Source organism: Mycobacteriales bacterium (genome assembly GCA_035995165.1).
GTDB lineage: Bacteria > Actinomycetota > Actinomycetes > Mycobacteriales > CADCTP01 > CADCTP01.
The window spans coordinates 63672-82927 of record DASYKU010000098.1; the positions used below are offsets into that span (position 1 = coordinate 63672).

The following is a 19256-nucleotide window of genomic DNA, read 5'->3' on the forward strand; positions in this document are numbered from 1 at the left end:
GTCGATGATCAAGCTGACCGGGGTCGTCAAGCGGTACCGCGGGCGCGCGGTGTCCGCCAACGCCGTCGACGGCATCGACCTCGACATCCCCGAGGGCAAGCTGGTCACCCTGCTCGGCCCCAGCGGCTGCGGCAAGACGACCACGCTGCGGCTGATCGCCGGGCTGGAACGGGCCGACGCCGGCGTCATCGAGATCGGCGGCCAGGTCGTCTCCGACCCCGGCCGCCGGGTCTACATCGGACCGCACCGGCGCCCGATCGGGATCGTCTTCCAGTCGTACGCGATCTGGCCGCACATGACCGTGCTGCAGAACGTGATGTTCCCGCTGGTGGTGAGCAAGCCCCGGCCGCCGCGGGAGCAGGCCCGGCAGCAGGCGATGACCGCGCTGGACGCGGTGGGGCTGAGCGAGTTCGCCGACCGGCCGGCGCCGGCGCTGTCCGGCGGCCAGCAGCAGCGGGTCGCGCTGGCCCGGGCGCTGGTCCGCGAGCCCAAGGTGCTGCTGCTGGACGAGCCACTGTCCAACCTGGACAAGGGCCTGCGCGGCCGGATGCGGGACGAGATCCGCGAGGTCCAGCAGCGCCTGGGCATCACCACCGTGTTCGTCACCCACGACCAGGACGAGGCGCTGGCGATCTCCGACGACGTGGTCGTGATGAACAGCGGCAACGTGGTCGAGCGCGGGCTGCCGCAGGCGATCTACACCAGCCCGCAGGACGAGTTCACCGCCCGCTTCCTCGGCCTGTCCAACAACCTGCGCGGCGTGGTCGAGTCGGCCGGCCGCAACGGCGCGCTGGTCAACTGCGGCCGCCGGACGCTGCTCTGCCGCGGCGGGGTCACCGCCTCCCCCGGCGACGAGGTCAGCGTGTTCATGCGGCCGGAGAGCTTCCGGCTCTCCCGCCGGCAGCACTCGGACGAGGCCTGGCCCGGCACGATCGTGTTCTCGATCTACCACGGCGACTGCTGGGACTACCACGTCCGGGTCGACGACGAGGTGCTCAAGGTCCGCGTGTACCAGGAGAAGATCGGCCTCTCCCACGGCGACGCGGTCTTCCTCGAACCCGACCCGGACAGCGCGATCGTCATCTCCGGCCGCCGGGCCGTCGTCGCCGAGCCGGTCCCGGACCCGGCCGAGGTCTGATTTCCTACTGGACAGGAGAGTTCATGCCGCGACCGCCGCTGGCCGCCCCCGGAGTGCCCGCGCCGCTGGCCGGGTTCGAGTACCCGGCCCCGCGCTTCCCGCGCTACCTGCTGCAGGAGCGCACCGACGACATCGAGGACCTGATGCCGTTGGCCCGGGCCCACGTCCGGCGGCGGTACGGCCGGTCCGCGCTCGGCGACATCCAGCCCGGCGACGAGCTGCTCATCGTCACCTTCCCGCACCAGAACGAGGTCGTGTTCGCGGCCCTGCGCCGGGCCCTGCTGGAGATCGGGGTCGGCAAGGTCGACCGGATCGACGTGACCGACCTCGGCATGGAGACCCGCGAGTACAGCGCGGCGGACGGCTGGCGCGAGATCACCGACCGGCTGCCGCCGATGATCGAGGAGGGCGTCGAGTTCAACGTCGCCGCGGCCGCGCTCAAGCGGTTCCTCGACGACCGTCCCGGCTACACCGGCGTCTACGCCGGCGAGGCCGGCCGCTCGCACTGGAAGCGGGCCGCGGGCAAGCGGATCCGCAACAACTGGGTCTACTCGACGTACGAGGACTTCATCGGGCGGGCGAACGGGGTGCCGGACGAGATCTGGCGGACCGTCGACCTGATGGTCGTCGACGCCTTCCGCAAGGCCGCCGCGGTCCGCATCACCAGCCCCGAAGGGACGGACATCGGCTGGGAGGTGACCGAGCAGCAGGCCGAGCTCTGGCCCCAGGGCGCGTACATCTCCGGGCACATCCTCGGGTCCACGATCCAGGGCATCCGCTTCGGGCACCCGGTGGAGACGTTCCTGCGCGAGGCGAAGACCCTCATGCCCACGCTCAACGGCGTGATCGGCGGGACCTCCAACCACACCGGCTACTACCCGCACATCCAGGTCACGGTCGAGAGCGGCATGATCGCCGGCATCGAGGGCGGCGGCCGGTACGGCGACCTCTGGCGCGAGGTGGTCGAGCGCTACCGCGACACCCAGTACCCGGGCTTCCCGTACCGGGGCTGGCACTACTTCAACGACTGCTCGATCGGCACGAACCCCAAGAGCTACCGGCAGATCGAGACGCTCTGGAAGTACAACGACTCCTGGACCAACCTGCCCGAGCGGGCCCAGGCCGGTGTCATCCACTTCGGCTTCGGCGCCGAGCACTGGGACAAGACCTTCCTGGACTACGCGAAGTCCAACAAGCTGCCGACGATGCACTTCCCGCACGTGCACAACCTCTTCGCCACGTACGAGGTCAAGCAGCGTGACACCGGCGAGTGGGTCAAGCTCATCGACAAGGGCCGCATCGTCGCGCTCGACCACCCGCGGGTGGTCCGGCTGGCCAGCAGCCTCGGCGGCACCCACCACCTGGAGTACGACTGGATCCCGGCGCTGCCCGGCGTCAACCATCCCGGCGACTACCGGCGCGACTACGCGCCCGACCCGGTGTCCTGGATCCGGCGCGAACAGACCGGGGAGTTCGACCGTGGCTGAGGCTCCGTTCTATCTGTCCACAGGCGACGAGGTCGAGCTGTTCCTGGCCGCGTACGAGCAGCGGATCCCGGTGCTGCTCAAGGGCCCGACCGGCTGCGGCAAGACCCGCTTCGTGGAGCACATGGCCTGGCGGATCGCGCGCGAGCGGGAGCAGCCGGTGGACGAGCCGCTGGTCACCGTCACCTGCCACGACGACATGACCTCGGCCGACCTGGTCGGCCGCTACCTGCTGTCCGCCGACGGGACGAGCTGGCTGGACGGTCCGCTGACCCGGGCCGTCCGGACCGGGGCGCTGTGCTACCTGGACGAGGTGGTCGAGGCGCGCAAGGACACCACCGTGATCCTGCACGCGCTGACCGACCACCGCCGGATGCTGCCGATCGAACGGCTGGGCGAGACCGTCGCCGCGCACCCGGACTTCCTGCTCGTCGTCTCCTACAACCCCGGCTACCAGGCGACCGCGAAGGATCTCAAACCCTCGACCCGGCAGCGGTTCCTGGCCCTCCAGTTCGGCTATCCGGCGCCGTCGCTCGAGGCGGAGATCATCGCGCACGAGTCCGGTGTGGACGGTGCCACCGCTTCCCAGCTCGGCTTCCTGGCCAGCAAACTGCGCAACCTGGACGAGGCGGACATCATCGAGGGGCCGAGCACCCGGCTGCTGATCCACGTCGGCGCGCTGATCCGCAAGGGCGTGCCGGCCCAGCGGGCCTGCGACGTCGCGCTGGTGCAGGCGGTCAGCGACGACGCCGACGTGCAGGCCGCGGTCCGGGACGTCACCCGGGCCGTGCTCGCGTGAGGCCGGACTTCGAGTCCTCCCAGCAGGCCCTCGGGCTCTACTACCGGGCGCTGGCCGGCCGGGCCGGCGAGCTCGTCCCGTACGACGACGACGCCGACCTCTGGCAGCACCCGGACACCGCGACCACGATCCGGCTGCCCGCGCGCGCCCCGATCGCGGAGCAGCGCGAGTGGTACCAGGTCGCGGTCACGCACCGGTCGCTGCACCACACGCTGGGCACGTTCGCGCTCGACCTGGACGCGCCGGAGCCGCTGTTCGCCCGCCGCCGGCCGGTGCTGCCGCCCTCCGACGCTCCCCCGCTGGAGCGGTTCGCCCGGCTGTTCGGCCGGACCGCGCTCGCGGTCGAGGTGTTCGCGGTGCTGGAGGACCTGCGGGTGGACGCGGCCGCGCTGCGGCTGTTCGCCGGCCTGGCCCCGGCGTACGAGCGGGTGCGGCAGCAGGCCCTGGCCGACCGGCCCGAGCTGGCCCTGCTGCCGCCGCGGGCCGCGGTCGCGGAGGCGCTGGTCCGCCTCAGCCTCGGCGCCCGCTCGGTGCCGGCGCCGGACGCCCTGCTCGGTCCACTGTCGACGGTGGTCTCGGTGGCCCGGCTGCTGGCCGACCCGCGGGCGAGCGCGGAGTCCTCGGCCGAAGCCGCGATCCGGGTCTACGCGGTGCTGGCCGGGCTGCCCAACGTGGGCCCGATCCGGACCGCCCGGCCGGTGTCCTTCGACAGCCTCCAGTCCGATGTGGACGACCCGCGACTGACCGCGGCCACCGAGGAGCTTCGGCTGGAGGGCGACGAGGTCCTCGACGTCCGGCTGCCGCCGGTCCGCTACCGCGACGTCCCCGGCCCGCGGTACGCCGGCCAGGCCGCCTCCGGGATGCCGCTGCAGGAGGCGATCCTGCGGCTGACCCCGGACCTGTCCGAGTCCGAGGACGCCGACACCGACGGCTTCACCGAGCGCTCGCTGCAGGCCGAGCGCGGCGGCGTCGACGTCACGGCGACCGAGCGGCCGCCGGAACCGCTGCCCCACGACCACGGTCCCGACCTCGACGACCACCACCACGCCGCGCACGGCCGGCTGCACGCCGCCGGCCGGGACGAGTACGTCTACCCGGAATGGGATCAGCCCGCGGGCCACTACCTGCCGGACTGGTGCCTGGTCCGGGTCCGCCGGCCCCGGCCGGTGCGCTCCGACCGCCGGCACCGGCGGGCGCTGGCCCGGCACGGGCACCTGCTGCCGGGGCTGGTCTCGCAGCTGGAGCGGGTCCGGCCGGCCGGGCGGGAGCTCGTCCCGCGCCAGCCGTACGGGGACGACCTGGACCTCGACGCCTGCATCGACGCGCTGATCGACCTGCGCACCGGCGTCCAGCCGTCGCCCAACGTCTACGCGGCCCTGCGGGAACAGCGCCGGGACGTCGCGGTCGCGCTCGCGGTGGACCTCAGCTCGTCCACGGCCGAGCGGCTGCCGCCGGACCCGGCCCGGCCCAGGCAGGTCGAGCGCATCCTGGACCTGCAGCGGGACGCGGTCAGCCTGCTGGCCGAGGCGCTGGAGCGGGTCGGCGACGGCTACGGCATCTACGGCTTCTCCGGCGGCGGCCGCGAGGACGTCCGGCTCTCGGTGGTCAAGGACCTCGACGAGCGGCGGTCACCGGCGATCCGGCACCGGCTGGAGGGGCTCGTCCCCGACCACACCACCCGGATGGGGCCGGCGATCCGGCACCTCACGGCCCGGCTGGCCCGCAGCGAGGCCGCGACCAAGGTGCTGCTGGTCGTCTCCGACGGCCGCCCGTACGACCTGGACTACGGCCAGCAGTACGGCGACGCCGGCGTGCTCGACTACGCCGTCGCGGACACCGCGAGGGCACTGGCCGAGGCCCGCGAGCGCGGCGTCCGGCCGTACCTGGTCACCGTGGACCCGGCGGGTGGGGACTACCTGAGCGAGATGTGCGACCCGCGCGAGTACCACGTCATCACCGACGCCCGGGACCTGCCGAAGGCGCTGGCCCAGCTGTACGTGGTCGCCCGGAGCTCCCGGGCGACCACGCCGCGGTCAGCCCCGAGCCACGGTCAGCCCTGAGCCACGGTCAGCCCCGAGCCGCGGTCAGCCCCGAGCCGCGCCGGCCAGCTCCGACTCGAACTCCGGGGCGTTCTCGAAGTAGTGGACGTTGTCGTAGCCCAGGGTCTTGAAGACCCGGTTCTGGGAGGAGAGCAGGTGCAGCGGGCTGCCGTCGGCCGCGAAGTGCTGGGCGATCGTGTTCTGCGGGACGTAGAGCGTGTCGCCAGGGCGGATCTCGTGCCGGGTCGGCTCCTTGGCGATGCGCGCGTAGTACTTCTCCGCGATCTCGGCCTGGACCTCCCAGTGCAGCGAGTAGCCCTCGCCGTCGAGCACGTAGAGGATCTCGTCGGCCATCTTCCAGTGCTTGCCCGACCGGCTGCCGGCCGGGATCGTCAGCTCGAAGACGTCGACGCCGAACTGCCGGTTCTGCGTCATCCCGGCCGCGTTCATCACCCGCATCCGGCCCATCGGCGTGGTCTCCCAGACCCCGTCCTCGGACGTGACGACCTTCTGCCGGTCCAGCACGCCCGGGGTCCAGATGTGACCCCACTCCGAGCGCTCCTCGAACTCGTCCGGGCGCTCGATCGGGCCGCTGCGGCCCTGCTGGATCAGGCCCAGGAACATCCAGGTGCACTTGGCCTTCATGACCAGCGCGACGGCCTTCTCGTCGTACGGGTTGTAGTGCCGGTGCACCGAGTCGGTGTGGACGAAGACGAGATCGCCCTGCTTCCAGTCGTAGCGCTGGTCGTCGTGGATCTCGTACCCGCGGCCCTCCAGGATGTAGAAGGCGGCTTCGTTCTGGTGGCCGTGCCCGTTGTTCGCGCTGTCCGGGGGCAGCTCGACGAAGTGGACCTGGATGGTCTGGGTCAGGAAGGGGTCGTCCCCCGGGCCGACCCGCCACCAGGTACGGGACTTCGCCGAGTCGCCGGAGTGCGCGGCGTTGTCGCCGGTGTCGACCACGACATCGTTGTCGCGGACCCGGGGCGCCTCGAGCTGCCGGTTGCGGAACTCGTTGAGGCCGTACGTCTCCGAGGTGAGTCCGCGGACGAACACGCGTCCCTTCTTGCCCATGCTGGCTCGCTTCCCCGGCGCTGCACCGCGCCGTGCTCTGTCCGATCCCGGACCCGGCCGCTACCCTGCCCACTATAGGGCTGATGGACAGACCAATCTAGAGATGACGAGGTCGCCCGTGCTCCGCCTGAGCATCGCCACCACCGACTACGACCACTTCCGGGACTTCCGGCTGGGCGACGTCCGGGCCCAGGGCATCGAGCACACCTGGTCGGTGCTGAGCCACCACGAGGTCTTCGCCCGGTTCACCGCGCACCGCGAGTGGGACGTCGCCGAGCTGTCGATCGCGAAGTTCTCGACCCAGGTCACCCGGGAGGACCCCGACATCGTCGGGCTGCCGGTGATCTGCTCCCGGCTGTTCCGGTTCGGCTCGTTCTACGTCAACCGGAACAGCGGCATCCGGACGGCGGAGGACCTGCGGGGCAAGCGGATCGGCTCGCCGGAGTGGGCCCACTCCGCCGCCGTCTACATGCGAGGGTGGCTGCACAACGAGGTCGGCGTGACGCTGGACGAGGTCCGGTGGTACCAGGCCGGCGCCAACTCCCCCGGCCGGGAGGAGAAGGTCGAGCTGTCGCTGCCGGACGGCGTGACCATCACCCGGGTCGCGGACCGGTCGCTCTCGGACCTGCTCGCCGCCGGCGACATCGACTGCGCCATCATCGCGCGGCCGCCGACCTGCTTCCTGCAGGGGCATCCCGACGTCGTCCGGCTCTACCCCGACTTCGAGACCCGCGAGCTCGAGCAGTACCGGACCACCGGGGTGTGGCCGATCATGCACATCATCGCGATGCAGCGGCACATCCTGGACGAGAACCCGTGGGTGGCGCGCAACCTCTACAACGCGTTCCTGGAGTCGAAGAACCGCAGCGTCGAGCGGCTGCTAGACCCGGCGGTCTCCCGCTACCCACTGCCCTGGCTGCCCACGTACGGCCGGCGGATGGCCGACCAGTTCGGCGGCGACCCCTTCCCGTACGGGATCGAGCCGAACCGGGCGACGCTGACCCAGCTGCTGACGTACGCGCACCAGCAGGGCATCGCGCACCGGCTGGCGACCCCGGACGAGGTCTTCCCGGCCGGCATCATGACGAAGGTCGTCGTCTGAGCCGGTCGTCCACAGTGGAGTCTCAGCCCAGGCTCTCGACCAGGCGGCCGAGCTCGCGCATGAGCCGCTCGGTCCGCTGCGCGCCGTACGCGGCCTCGATGCGGCGGTGGTGCTCCTCGGCCTGGTGGTCCAGCCGCAGCAGCACCTCCTGGCCGCGGTCGGCCAGGAACACCGCGACCCGGCGCCGGTCCACGTCGTCCTGCCGGCGGTAGACCAGCGCGTCGTCGATGAGCCGGTCGACCGCCTTGGTCAGCGTCGGGTGCGGCATCAGCACGGCCAGGGCGAGGTCGCCCATCGAGTGGCCGTAGCCGTCGGAGAGGGCCCGCAGGATCCGCCACTGCTCCACGGTCATGCCCTCGGCCGCCAGCGCCTCGGACAGCCCGCGGTTCACCGCCTGCTCCGCCTCGGCCAGCAGGTATGCCACGTGCGACCGCAGCGTCGTCTCCGGCACCGTTGCCCCCTCCCCCCGACGTGTACTCAGCGTCAGGTTACGACCGTGTCACCAGGGTCGCTAATCCCCCGGTCCGGGGTGATACTCGGCCGCATGGCGGGCATCGTCCGGGTTGCCCTGGTGGCACCGGTGTCCGGGACGCTCGGCCTCATCGGACCGGGCGCGGTCAACTGCGCCGCCCTCGCCGCCCGGGAGATCAACGAGGCCGGCGGGATCCTCGGCCGGACGGTCGAGCTCACCTTGGTCGACGGCGGCCGCCCGCCCGCGGAGGTCGCGGCCGAGGTGGCCGCGCTGATCCGCCGGGGCGAGGTGCGCGCGGTCGTCGGCGTGCACTCCAGCGACGTCCGGATGGCGCTGGTCACCGCGATCGGGGCCGCGGTCCCCTACGTCTACACCGCGCCGTACGAGGGCGGCGAGCGCGCGCCCGGGGTCTACCTGGCCGGCGAGACCCCGGACCGGCAGCTGCGCCCGGTGCTGCGCTGGCTGGCCGAGCGCAACCGCGGCCGGCGCTGGTTCCTGCTCGGCAACGACTACGTCTGGCCCCGGCGGGTCGGCGCCGCGGCCCGGGACTACCTGCGCGCGGTCGACGCCCGGGTGGTGGCCGAGCGGTACGTGCCCCGCGGCCGGCTGGACCCGGAGCCGCTGCTGGACGCGATCGCGGCCAGCCGGGCCGACGCCGTGCTGGTCACGCTGATCGGGCACGACCTGGTCGACTTCAACCGGGCCTTCGCCGCGAGCGCGCTGGCCCAGCGGGTGCTGCGGCTGTGCCCGGCACTGGAGGAGAACGGCCTGCTCGGCGTCGGCGGCGACGCCACCGGCGAGCTGTACGCGACGATGGGCTACTTCGCCTCGGTCGCCACCGACGCCGGGCTCGGCTTCGTCGGCCGCTACACCGCCGGCTTCGGCCCGCTGGCGCCGGTGCCGGGCGGGCACGGCGAGAGCTGCTACGAGGGCATGTGGCTGCTGGCCGCGCTGGCCTCGCGGGCCGGCTGCCTGGCCACCCGGGCGCTGGACGCGGTCTGCGACGGGACGGTCATCGACCGCGGCCGCGGCCCGGCCGTCATGCGGGGCCGGCATCTGCAGGCCCCGGTCTACCTGGCCCGGGCCGAGGCCCTCGACCTCGACGTCGTCGCCGGGTTCTAATCTTTCCAGAGTCAACCTTTTCTGATTCAAAGATCAGGTCTACGCTGCCGGGTGAGGCACCCGGGAGGGCACATGACGCAGGTGCACCGCTTCGACCCCACGCCCGGACAGCTCTCGTACACCTTCGGGGGCCGGGAGCCGGTGCTGCGGGTCGAGCCGGGCGACGTCCTCGTACTGTCCACTGAGGACTGTTTCGGCGGGAAGGTGCAGGGGCCGGACGACCTGCCGTCCGCGGTCTGCGAGCTGCCGTACCTGAACCCGGTCACCGGACCGTTCTTCGTCGCGGGCGCCGAGCCCGGCGACACCCTGGCGCTGCACTTCGCCGAGATCGCCCCGGCCCGGGACTGGGCCGTCTCCTCGACGTTCCCGCACTTCGGCGCGCTCACCTCCACCCACAGCACGGCGACGCTGCAGCCGCCGCTGGAGGAGCGGGTCTGGCGCTACGACGTCGACGCGGCGGCCGGGGTGGTCCGCTACCACGCCCGCCGCTCGGACCGTACGGTCGAGCTGCCGCTGGACCCGATGCACGGCACGGTCGGCGTCGCGCCGGCCGCCGCCGAGACGCGGGTGACGCTGGTGCCGGACGTGCACGGCGGCAACATGGACACCCCCGAGCTGCGCTCCGGCGTGACCGTCTACTTCGGAGTGAACGTACCGGGCGCGCTGTTCGCGATCGGCGACGGGCACGCCCGGCAGGGCCACGGCGAGGTCACCGGCGTCGCGGTCGAGGCGGCCATGCACACCACCGTCGTGGTCGAGCTGGTCAAGGCGGCGGCGACCCCGTGGCCGCGGCTGGAGTCCGACGACCTGCTCATGTCGACCGGCTCGGTCCGGCCGCTGGAGGACGCGTTCCGGGTCAGCCAGCACGACCTCGTCACCTGGTCGGCCGGCCTGACCGGACTGGACGAGCTCGACGCGTACCAGCTGATCGGGCAGGCCGGGGAGGCCGCGGTCGGCAACGTCTGCGATCCCAACTACACGATGGTCGCGAAGGTCGCCAAGGCGTACCTCGGTGCGGTGGTCCCGTACGAGGGCGTGCACGGCCGGCTGCGAACCATCGCCGCGGAGTATCTGGCCCACCGGTAGGGAGTACGCGCATGCGACCCTCAATCCCCCGTCCCGCGCTGCGGCGGCCCGCCGTCGCGGTCGCCGTACTCAGCCTGGCGCTGGCCGCCTGCAGCTCGATCGACACCCCGGCGGGCCAGTCGGCCGCCACCACCGCCGGCAACCAGACCGCCAAGAACGGCGGCACGCTGGTGGTCGCGCTCTCCGACGAGCCGGACGCGCTGGACCCGACCACCGCCCGCACCCTGGTCGGCCGGGCGGTGTTCACCTCGATCTGCGAGAAGCTCTACGACATCAACGCCAAGCTGGACATCATCCCGCAGCTGGCCGCGTCCATGCCGGAGACCTCGGCCGACGGGAAGACCGTCACGATCAAGCTCAAGACCGGGGTGAAGTTCGCCGACGGCACGGCGATGGACGGGGCCGCGGTGAAGACCAGCCTGGACCGCGACCTGACGCTGGCGACCTCGGCCCGCAAGAGCGACCTGGCCAGCGTGCAGGAGGTCACGGTCACCGATCCCGGCACGGTGGTGCTGCACCTCAAGTCGCCGTTCGCGCCGCTGGTCGCGCAGCTGGCCGACCGGGCCGGGATGGTCATGTCGCCGGCCGCGCTGAAGTCGGAGGGCGAGGACTTCGGGGCCAAGCCGGTCTGCGTCGGGCCGTTCAAGTTCCAGAGCCGGGTCGCGCAGGACCACATCGACGTGGTCAAGGACCCGAACTACTACGACGCCGCGAACGTCAAGCTGGACAAGGTCTCGTACAAGATCATCGCGGACTCGACGACCCGGTTCAACAATCTGCGCTCCGGCGACGTCCAGGTGCTGGACGCGGTGGCGCCGACCGACGTGGACTCGCTGCAGGCCGACTCCACCCTCTCCCTGCTCACCTCCGACTCGCTCGGCTACCAGGGCATCACGGTCAACATCGGCAACGTCAACGGCGTCGGCAAGCCGGCCGCGACGCTGCCGGCCAAGCTGGCCAGCACGATGGCCACCGACCCGCGGGTCCGGCAGGCCTTCGAGCTCAGCCTGGACCGGGACGCGATCAACAAGGTCGTGTTCCAGGGCAAGTTCGCCCCGGCCTGCGGGCCGATCAGCCCGGACAGCCCGTTCAGCTCGGACGCGGCGCAGGTCTGCACGAAGCACGACCCGGCCGCGGCCAAGGCGCTGCTGCAGCAGGCCGGCGTGCAGACCCCGCTGCGGATCAGCATGATCGTGGCCAACACCCCGGACGCGACCCGGCTCGGCCAGGCGATCCAGGCCCAGGTCAAGGACGGCGGCTTCGACCTCCGGCTGGTGCCGACGGAGTTCGCGTCCTCGCTCGACCAGACCGACGCCGGCGACTATCAGATGTTCCAGATCGGCTGGTCCGGCCGGGTCGACCCGGACGGCAACATCTCCAACTTCGTGTCCAGCGAGGGCAGCCAGAACAACAACGGCTACTCCAACTCCACTGTGGACACGCTGATCGGCCAGAGCCAGGCGAAGTCCGATCCTGCCGAGCGGGCCCAGCTGTTCGGCCAGGTCGTGACCCAGCTGCACAAGGACCTGCCGATCATCTACCTCTACCGGCTGAAGAACTTCACCGGCGTGTCCAAGACCGTGGTCGGCGTGCAGATGTACGGCGACGGCCTGATGCGGTTCGCGCACGCCGGTTTCGCCGGCTGAGCCCCACAGCCGCCTGAGCACAGCACCAGCGCCGGTGGGCACGGGGGCCCGCCGGCCGGGAGGAGCGCGATGGGCCGGTACCTGATCCCGCGGCTGGTCGAGTCGGTGGTCACGTTCGTGCTCGTGACGATCGTCGTGTTCATCGGCGTCCGGGCGCTGCCCGGCGACCCGGCCCGGGCGCTGGCGGGCGAGGAGAGCGACCCCCAGCAGCTGGCCGCGATCCGGCACTCCTTCGGCCTGGACCAGCCGGTGCCCCTGCAGTACCTGCACTACGTCGGCAACGCGCTGCACGGTGACCTCGGCCGGTCGTCCCGGACCGGGCTGCCGGTGGCCAGCAGCATCGGGCACGCGCTGCCGGTCACCCTCCAGCTGTCGGTCTTCGCGATCGCGATCGCCACGCTGATCGGGGTCGGCGCGGGCGTGGTCGCGGCGGTCCGGCGGCGCGGACCGGCCGAGTGGGCCGCGAACAGCGTCGCGCTGCTGGGCCTGTCCGTGCCGAGCTTCTGGCTCGGGCTGATGGGCGTGCTGGTCTTCGCCATCGCGTACCCGATCCTGCCGGCGTCCGGGTTCGTCTCGGTCTTCGCGAATCCGGTGGAGAGCTTCCGGCACCTGCTGATGCCGGCGATCGTGCTCGGCTCGGGGCTGGCCGCGGTCGTCATGCGGCAGACCCGCTCGGCCATGATCGAGGCGCTCGGCACCGACTACGTCCGCACGGCCAAGGCCAAAGGGCTGGGAGGGGTCCAGGTCGTGGTCGGGCACGCGCTGCGCAACAGCCTGATCGTGGTCACCACGATCGTCGGCCTCCAGCTCGGCGGGCTGATCTCCGGAGCCGTGATCACCGAGCAGATCTTCGTGCTGCCCGGCTTCGGCAAGCTCATCATCGACGCGGTGTTCACCCGGGACTACCCGATGATCCAGGGCGTCGTGCTGGTGACGGCGACCGCGTACATCGGCATCAACCTGCTGGTCGACCTGCTCTACAGCGTCATCGACCCGCGGGTGCGGGTGGGCGGGGCCGTGCTGTGAGCGGGCGCGAGGGCTCGCAGCGCGAGCGGGGAGCGACGAGGGCCGGTCGACCGGCGCCTGCCGACCTGTCCGAGGAGCGGGCACGGTGACCACCCTCGAGCTGACCACTGTGGACAGTGGTGCCGGCGAGCCGGTCGCGCTCGGCCGCCGCCGGGTGCTGCGCCGGCTGCTGCACAACCCGCTGGCGCTGACCGGTCTGGTCGTGGTCGTGCTGGCGGTGCTGGCCGCGCTGCTGGCCAACCTGATCGCGCCGTTCGCGCCCGACCACACCGACTTCGGCGCGGCCCTGCAGCCGCCGTCGGGAGCGCACTGGTTCGGCACCGACGAGCTCGGCCGGGACCAGTTCTCCCGGGTCCTGTTCGGGCTGCGCGTCTCGCTGCTGGTGGCCGTGCTCGCCATCGCGATCTCGCTGCTGGTCGGCGTCCCGCTGGGGCTGGCCGCGGGCTTCTACCGGCTCGTCGACCGGGTCGTGTCCCGGTTCGCCGACACCCTGCTGGCGTTCCCGTTCCTGGTCTTCGCGGTCGGGCTGGCCGCGATCCTCGGGCCGTCGCTGTTCACCGCGACCACCGCGATCGGCGTCGCCGGGATCCCCGCGATCATCCGGGTGATGCGCGGCGAGACGCTGCGGCTGCGCGGGCTGGACTTCGTCTCCGGCGCGGTCGCGGACGGCGCGAGCGACCTGGTCCTGCTGCGCCGGCACATCCTGCCCAACGCGGTGAGCACGCTGATCGTGCAGGCGACCGTGGCCGCGCCGGCCGCGATCATCGGCGAGGCCGTGCTCTCGTTCCTCGGGCTGGGCATCCGGCCGCCGGCGCCCTCGCTCGGCGTGATGTTGTCCGCGGCCCAGCCGCTGTTCCGGGAGGGGCCCTGGCTGGCGGTCATCCCGGGCGTCTGCATCCTGGTCGTCACGCTCTCGCTCAACCTGCTCGGCGACGGCCTGCGCGACGCCCTCGACCCGCGGGAGAACGTCCGGTGACCGGCCCGCTGGCCCGCTGGGCCCCGTCCGCGGACCCCGTCGGCGGCCGGCTGCTGGACGTGGACGACCTCAGCGTCCGGTTCCGGACCGAGGACGGCGCGGTGCTCGCCGTCGACGCCGTCGGCTTCACGATGGCCGAGGGCGAGGTGCTCGCGCTGGTCGGCGAGTCCGGCTGCGGCAAGAGCGTGACCGCGATGGCGCTGACCCGGCTCCTCCCCCCGAACGCGCTCATCACCGGGTCGGTCCGGCTCGGCGAGCTGTCGCTGCTGGAGCTGCCCGAGTCCGGCCTGCGCGACGTCCGCGGCCGCGAGGTCGCGTACGTGTTCCAGGAGCCGATGACCTCGCTCAACCCGGTGCTGACCGTGGGCCGGCAGCTGCGCGAGGTGCTGCGCCGGCACCAGCGCCTGCGCGGGGCGGCCGCGGGCCGGCGGGCGGCCGAGCTGCTCGACCTGGTCGGGATCCCGCTGCCGGTCCGGCGGCTCAAGGAGTACCCGCACCAGCTCTCCGGCGGCATGCGGCAGCGGGTGATGATCGCGATGGCGGTGGCCTGCCGGCCCAAGCTCATCGTCGCGGACGAGCCGACCACCGCGCTGGACGTGACCGTGCAGGCCGGGATCCTGGACGTACTGCGGGACCTGCGGGCCGAGATCGGCACCGCGGTGCTGCTCATCACCCACGACCTCGGCGTGGTCGCCGACCTCGCCGACCGGGTCGTGGTCATGTACGCCGGCCGCACCATCGAGCAGGCCGGCACCGAGGCGTTGTTCGCCCGGCACAGCCATCCCTACACACGCGGGCTGCTGGAGGCCGTACCGGACCCGGAGCGGCGGTCGGCCGGGATCCGGGAGATCCCGGGGCGGGTGCCGACGCTGCGCAGCTCCCCCGACGCCTGCACGTTCGCCGACCGGTGCGGGCGGGCCGACGCGCAGTGCCGCGCGGGCCGGCCGGAGCTGCGGCCCGGTCCGGCCGGGCACCCGGTCCGCTGCGTCCACCCGCTGCCGCTGCCCGGGACGGAGGTGGCCCGGTGACCGCCGCGCTGGACGTGGTCGGCCTGGTCAAGCACTTCGGCCCGATCCGGGCCGTGGACGGGGTGAGCCTCAGCGTCGGGACCGGCGAGGTCCTCGGCCTGGTCGGCGAGTCCGGCAGCGGCAAGAGCACGCTCGGCCGCTGCGTGACCCGGCTGGTGCCGCTCACCGACGGCACCGTGACCATCGACGGCACCGACATCTCCCGGCTCGGCCGACGCCGGCTGCGCCCGCTGCGGCGCGGCTTCAACATCGTCTTCCAGGACCCGGCCTCGTCGCTGAACCCGCGGATGGCAGTGGCCGACATCATCGGCGAGCCGCTGCGGCTGCACCGGATCGGCTCCCGGGCCGAGCGGGCGGACCGGGTGAACACGCTGCTGGACCAGGTCGGGCTGCGGGCCGAGGTCGGCCGCCGCTACCCGCACGAGCTCTCCGGCGGCCAGCGGCAGCGGGTCAGCCTGGCCCGGGCGCTGTCGGCGGGGCCGTCGCTGCTGGTGGCCGACGAGCCGACCTCGGCCCTGGACGTGTCCGTCCAGGCGGCGGTGCTCAACCTGATCGGGCGGCTGCAGGCCGAGCTGGGCTTCGCCTGCCTGTTCATCACCCACGACCTGGCCGCGGTGGAGTTCCTGGCCCAGCGGGTCGCGGTGATGTACCTCGGCCAGTTGGTCGAGGTGGCCGACCGGGCCTCGCTGTTCAGCGCGCCGCGGCACCCGTACACGCAGGCGCTGCTGTCGGCGGCGCCGGTGCCGGACCCGGTCCGGCAGCGGTCCCGGCGGCGGATCGTGCTGTCCGGGGAGGTGCCGAGCCCGGTGGCGCCGCCCTCGGGCTGCCGGTTCCACCCGCGGTGTCCGGTCGCGAAGGAGATCTGCGCGACGGAGGTACCGGCGTTGCGACCGGTCGGGCGCAACGGCGAGCTGGTCGCCTGTCACCTCGTGGACGACGACGGTGCCGGGCCTCGACTGGCCGGCACCGTCTGACGCTCAGTGGTGCTGCCCGTGCAGGGTGCCCTTCTCGATTGCGTCCTGGAGCAGCTTGGCGCCGTCCTCCGGTGTCAGCTGGACCGCGTGCCGCTCGATGTTGTGCAGCCGCATCGTCCGCAGCAGCCCGGTGTCCTGGATGGCCAGGTAGCGCGAGGTGTCGTCCTGGTCCAGGTTGAAGTGCTGGTGCCAGGCCCAGCGCGGGGGCGCGAACAGGGTGCCCTCCGACCACTCGACCACCTCGACCGGGTCCTCGTCGTAGTTGACCAGCGAGTAGCCGTGGCCCTTGACGACGTAGAGGTACGCCTCGGTGGTGTGCCGGTGCCGGACGGACTGGCGGCCGGGCATCAGCTCGGAGATGTGCGCCCCGAGGACCTCGTAGTCGGCGAGGTCGAAGTAGTGGCCGCGGTTGTTCCGCCAGGGGCGGGCCGGCAGCTCCATCTTGCGCAGGTCGTCGGCGACCACGAGACCGGTGTTCGGCGGATGGGCCTTGGTGAACTTGTCCCGCTCCGCGATCTCCGAGGAGTTCAGGTTCTTCTTCTCCGACGCCAGCACGCCGCGCTGATAGTCGTCCCGCATCTGCCCTCCTCAGTTGGTCTTACCATTCTCCAGCCAGTCAAGCCGTCCGGGCCGTCAGGTGTCAAGACCACCGGTCCGGCGCAGCAGGTGCCGCCAGAGCGTGTCGACGGTGAAGCCGGCCCCCAGATCGGGCAGCTCGGCCAGGTCCTCGGCCGGGATCGGGCGCGGGGTGCCGCCGGCCTGCAGCACCCGCAGCGAGGTCCGGGCCAGCGTGTCCACCGCCACCGCCTGCAGCACCGCCCGGGCGACCGCGGTCTCCGGCGCCCCCTCGGCCACGCTCACCAGCCCGTGCCCGCGCAGCACCACCACCGGCCGGTCCCCCAGCGCCGCGGCCATGTCGCCGGCGAGCGCGTCGGTCCGGATCAGCGCGGCCCGGGGCCAGACCGGGATGCCGCCGGCCGCCAGCGCGGCGCCCGGGATGTCGTACGCGCCGTACAGCGGGACCAGGGGCTGGTCCAGCAGCGAATGGGTCACGACCGCGGGCGGGTGTGCGTGCACGACCGCGGTCACCTCCGGCCGGCGCCGCATCAGCTCGCGGTGGATCGGCAGCTCGTTCGGCACCGACCAGGGCGTCACGTCCGGGACGCCGTCCAGCGGCACCTCGTGCACGTCGTTGTCCCGGGTGTACGCCAGACCGCTCTCCCGCGGACCCCGGCACCGGACGACCAGCCGGTCCGGGCCGGTGCGGGCGCTGACGTGCCCGAGCACGTGCTCGACCAGACCGGTGGCGGCCAGCACCCGGCAGGCCGCCGCGACCACGCCCGTGATCGGTTCCACTCTCGTCATCTTGTCTCCGCCATGGTATTAAGGTAGGACCTTAAGCGTTGTAGCCCATGCCGGAGGACGCAGTGGACGTCGACATGACCGTCATCGGCGCCGGCCCGGTGGGGCTGTACGCGGCCTACTATGCCGGGTTCCGCGGCATGCGGACCGCCATCGTCGACTCACTCCCCGAGCCCGGCGGCCAGATCTCCGCGCTGTACCCGGAGAAGCTCATCTACGACATCGCCGGCTTCCCCGAGGTCCGCGGCCGGGACCTGGTCGCCGGGCTCGTCGGGCAGGCCGCGCGGTTCGCGCCGGAGTGGCTGCTGGGCCACTCGGCCGACGAGCTGTCGCGGCTGGAGGACGGCCGGCTGCGCATCACCACCAAGGCCGGCGGGACGGTGACCACGTCCGCGATCGTCATCGCCGGCGGGATCGGCACGTTCACGCCCCGCCCGCTGCCGGCCGGGACCGCGCTGCTCGGCCGCGGCCTGGACTACTTCGTCACCGAGCCGGACGCGTACGCCGGACACGACGTGCTCGTGGTCGGCGGCGGCGACAGCGCGCTGGACTGGGCCCTGACGCTGGAGCCGATCGCGAGGTCGGTGACGCTGGTGCACCGGCGGCCGCAGTTCACCGCGCACGCCGCCTCGGTCACGGCGCTGCGGGCCTCGTCGGTCTCGGTGCTCACCCCGCACGTCGTGCACGCACTGTCCGGTTCGGACGGTGTGGCCGGCGCGGTGCTCAAGGACACCGCGAGCGGCGCGCTGACCGAGCTGGACTGCTCGCGGGTGGTGGCCGCGCTCGGTTTCACCGCCAACCTCGGCCCGCTCACCCGCTGGGGCCTGCGCATCGTCGACCGGCACATCGCCGTCGACTCGACCATGTGGACCGGCGTCGACCGGGTGTACGCGGCCGGCGACATCACCGACTACGCCGGCAAGGTCCGGCTCATCTCGGTCGGGTTCGGCGAGGCCGCACTCGCGGTGAACAACGCGGCCGTGGCCGGCGACCCGGCCGCCGCCCTCTTCCCCGGCCACTCCACGGAGACGGCCGCCTAGAGCTCCCGGAAAGGACCGACCCGTGGCCTACTTCGTCGCCGCCGACTGCCTGGACGTGCTCGACCGGTCGTGCATCGAGGAGTGTCCGGTGGACTGCCTCTACGAGGGCAGCCGGAAGATGTACATCAACCCGCGCGAGTGCATCGACTGCGGGGCCTGCGAAGCGGTGTGCCCGGTCAGCGCGATCTCCTCGGACCTGCGCATCGCGGCGGACAAGATTCCCTGGCGGGACGACAACGCCGCGTTCTTCGACGGGGTGCTGCCCGGCCGGGACGAGCCGCTCGGGTCGCCCGGTGGCGCCGCCGACGTCGGCAAGATCGAGGCGGACGCCCCGTTGGCCGCGGTGACTCCGGCCACTGTGGACGCCGGATGACCGGCACCGGCCGTCGGTCGGGGTATGGAAGATTGGTCTGACCGACTACCCTATAACTGTTCGTACTCAGCGATGCCGCTGCCACCGTGCGGTGACGCGGGGAGGCGGGCGCAGACGGAGGGTGGTGCCCGGTGGCCGTGCGGGAGTCGACCGCGGACGCGAGCCGGGACGGCATGTTCACCGCCGTCTCCCCCAACCGCATGTCCGAGGCCATCGTCGAACAGATCCGATCGCTGATCCGTTCCAACCGGCTGCGCCCGGGCGACCGGCTGCCCAGCGAACGCGAGCTCTGCGAGCGGATGGGTGTCAGCCGGGTGACCGTCCGGGAGGGCCTGCGGATCCTCGAGGCCGGTGGCCTGGTGGAGATCCGGGTCGGGGCCCGCGGCGGCGCGTTCGTCACGACGCCGTCCTCGGAACGGCTCGGCGCGGGTCTGGCCGACCTCATCAACCTGGCCCCGGTGACCGCGGTCGAGGTGACCGAGGCCCGGCTGGTGTTCGAGCTCGGGATCATCCCGATG

19 protein-coding genes are annotated in these 19256 nt (G+C 72.5%); 15 read left to right on the forward strand and 4 right to left on the reverse strand.

The genetic code is table 11. The annotated features are described in order from the left end of the window. The first annotated feature begins 4 nt into the window (after positions 1-4). From VGP36_17275 to VGP36_17290, 4 genes are read left to right on the forward strand one after another with little or no spacing between them, the layout of a single operon-like run. On the forward strand, positions 5-1138 hold the full coding sequence (locus tag VGP36_17275) for an ABC transporter ATP-binding protein (GenBank protein ID HEV7656469.1): 1134 nt from the start codon (positions 5-7) through the stop codon (positions 1136-1138). 23 nt (positions 1139-1161) lie between these two features. Next, complete coding sequence (locus VGP36_17280; protein ID HEV7656470.1) at positions 1162-2625, forward strand: hypothetical protein; 1464 nt, start codon at positions 1162-1164, stop codon at positions 2623-2625. Further along, positions 2618-3421: a CbbQ/NirQ/NorQ/GpvN family protein gene (locus VGP36_17285; GenBank protein HEV7656471.1), complete on the forward strand. Its 804-nt coding sequence runs from the start codon at positions 2618-2620 to the stop codon at positions 3419-3421. Before VGP36_17280 ends, VGP36_17285 begins: the two co-directional genes overlap by 8 nt. After that, the gene (locus tag VGP36_17290) at positions 3418-5481 is read left to right on the forward strand and encodes a VWA domain-containing protein (protein ID HEV7656472.1); all 2064 of its coding nucleotides are present in this window, start codon (positions 3418-3420) and stop codon (positions 5479-5481) included. The genes VGP36_17285 and VGP36_17290 overlap by 4 nt, the downstream gene beginning before the upstream one ends. Positions 5482-5505: 24 nt before the next feature. Here the strand turns inward: VGP36_17290 and VGP36_17295 are convergent, their stop codons facing one another. Further along, positions 5506-6513, reverse strand: a complete 1008-nt coding sequence (locus VGP36_17295; GenBank protein HEV7656473.1) for a cupin domain-containing protein — start codon at positions 6511-6513, stop codon at positions 5506-5508. A gap of 121 nt (positions 6514-6634) precedes the next feature. Here VGP36_17295 and VGP36_17300 point away from each other — a divergent pair, with 121 nt between their 5' ends. Continuing rightward, the gene (locus tag VGP36_17300) at positions 6635-7633 is read left to right on the forward strand and encodes a hypothetical protein (protein HEV7656474.1); all 999 of its coding nucleotides are present in this window, start codon (positions 6635-6637) and stop codon (positions 7631-7633) included. 22 nt (positions 7634-7655) lie between these two features. Here the strand turns inward: VGP36_17300 and VGP36_17305 are convergent, their stop codons facing one another. Further along, positions 7656-8084, reverse strand: coding sequence for a MarR family winged helix-turn-helix transcriptional regulator (locus VGP36_17305; GenBank protein ID HEV7656475.1), 429 nt, complete (start codon positions 8082-8084; stop codon positions 7656-7658). 93 nt (positions 8085-8177) lie between these two features. Between VGP36_17305 and VGP36_17310 the strand changes: the two genes are divergently transcribed. The 7 genes from VGP36_17310 to VGP36_17340 all read left to right on the forward strand — a co-directional run bounded on the left by VGP36_17310 (position 8178) and on the right by VGP36_17340 (position 15963). Further along, the gene (locus VGP36_17310; GenBank protein HEV7656476.1) at positions 8178-9227 is read left to right on the forward strand and encodes a substrate-binding domain-containing protein; all 1050 of its coding nucleotides are present in this window, start codon (positions 8178-8180) and stop codon (positions 9225-9227) included. 72 nt (positions 9228-9299) lie between these two features. After that, positions 9300-10313, forward strand: coding sequence for an acetamidase/formamidase family protein (locus VGP36_17315; protein HEV7656477.1), 1014 nt, complete (start codon positions 9300-9302; stop codon positions 10311-10313). Between the two features lie 11 nt (positions 10314-10324). Beyond that, positions 10325-11959, forward strand: coding sequence for an ABC transporter substrate-binding protein (locus VGP36_17320; GenBank protein HEV7656478.1), 1635 nt, complete (start codon positions 10325-10327; stop codon positions 11957-11959). Positions 11960-12028: 69 nt separating this feature from the next. Then, positions 12029-12985: an ABC transporter permease gene (locus tag VGP36_17325; GenBank protein ID HEV7656479.1), complete on the forward strand. Its 957-nt coding sequence runs from the start codon at positions 12029-12031 to the stop codon at positions 12983-12985. A gap of 85 nt (positions 12986-13070) precedes the next feature. Beyond that, positions 13071-13961: an ABC transporter permease gene (locus tag VGP36_17330; GenBank protein HEV7656480.1), complete on the forward strand. Its 891-nt coding sequence runs from the start codon at positions 13071-13073 to the stop codon at positions 13959-13961. Beyond that, positions 13958-14989 carry an ABC transporter ATP-binding protein gene (locus tag VGP36_17335; protein ID HEV7656481.1) on the forward strand — a complete coding sequence of 344 codons (1032 nt, stop codon included), beginning with the start codon at positions 13958-13960 and terminating at the stop codon, positions 14987-14989. The genes VGP36_17330 and VGP36_17335 overlap by 4 nt, the downstream gene beginning before the upstream one ends. Then, positions 14986-15963: an ABC transporter ATP-binding protein gene (locus VGP36_17340; protein ID HEV7656482.1), complete on the forward strand. Its 978-nt coding sequence runs from the start codon at positions 14986-14988 to the stop codon at positions 15961-15963. The genes VGP36_17335 and VGP36_17340 overlap by 4 nt, the downstream gene beginning before the upstream one ends. A 3-nt stretch (positions 15964-15966) precedes the next feature. Here VGP36_17340 and VGP36_17345 read toward each other — a convergent pair whose 3' ends face one another. Both VGP36_17345 and VGP36_17350 read right to left on the reverse strand, forming a co-directional pair. Further along, positions 15967-16542, reverse strand: coding sequence for a cupin domain-containing protein (locus VGP36_17345; GenBank protein HEV7656483.1), 576 nt, complete (start codon positions 16540-16542; stop codon positions 15967-15969). Positions 16543-16596: 54 nt separating this feature from the next. Next, complete coding sequence (locus VGP36_17350) at positions 16597-17328, reverse strand: class II aldolase/adducin family protein (protein HEV7656484.1); 732 nt, start codon at positions 17326-17328, stop codon at positions 16597-16599. Positions 17329-17375: 47 nt separating this feature from the next. Between VGP36_17350 and VGP36_17355 the strand changes: the two genes are divergently transcribed. The 3 genes from VGP36_17355 to VGP36_17365 form a co-directional block, all read left to right on the forward strand. Continuing rightward, the gene (locus VGP36_17355; protein ID HEV7656485.1) at positions 17376-18365 is read left to right on the forward strand and encodes an NAD(P)/FAD-dependent oxidoreductase; all 990 of its coding nucleotides are present in this window, start codon (positions 17376-17378) and stop codon (positions 18363-18365) included. Between the two features lie 22 nt (positions 18366-18387). Further along, positions 18388-18738 (forward strand): ferredoxin, encoded by a 351-nt coding sequence (gene fdxA / locus VGP36_17360; protein HEV7656486.1) that lies wholly within the window; start codon positions 18388-18390, stop codon positions 18736-18738. 131 nt (positions 18739-18869) lie between these two features. After that, on the forward strand, positions 18870-19256 hold a 387-nt coding region (locus VGP36_17365; GenBank protein HEV7656487.1), incomplete at its 3' end, for a GntR family transcriptional regulator.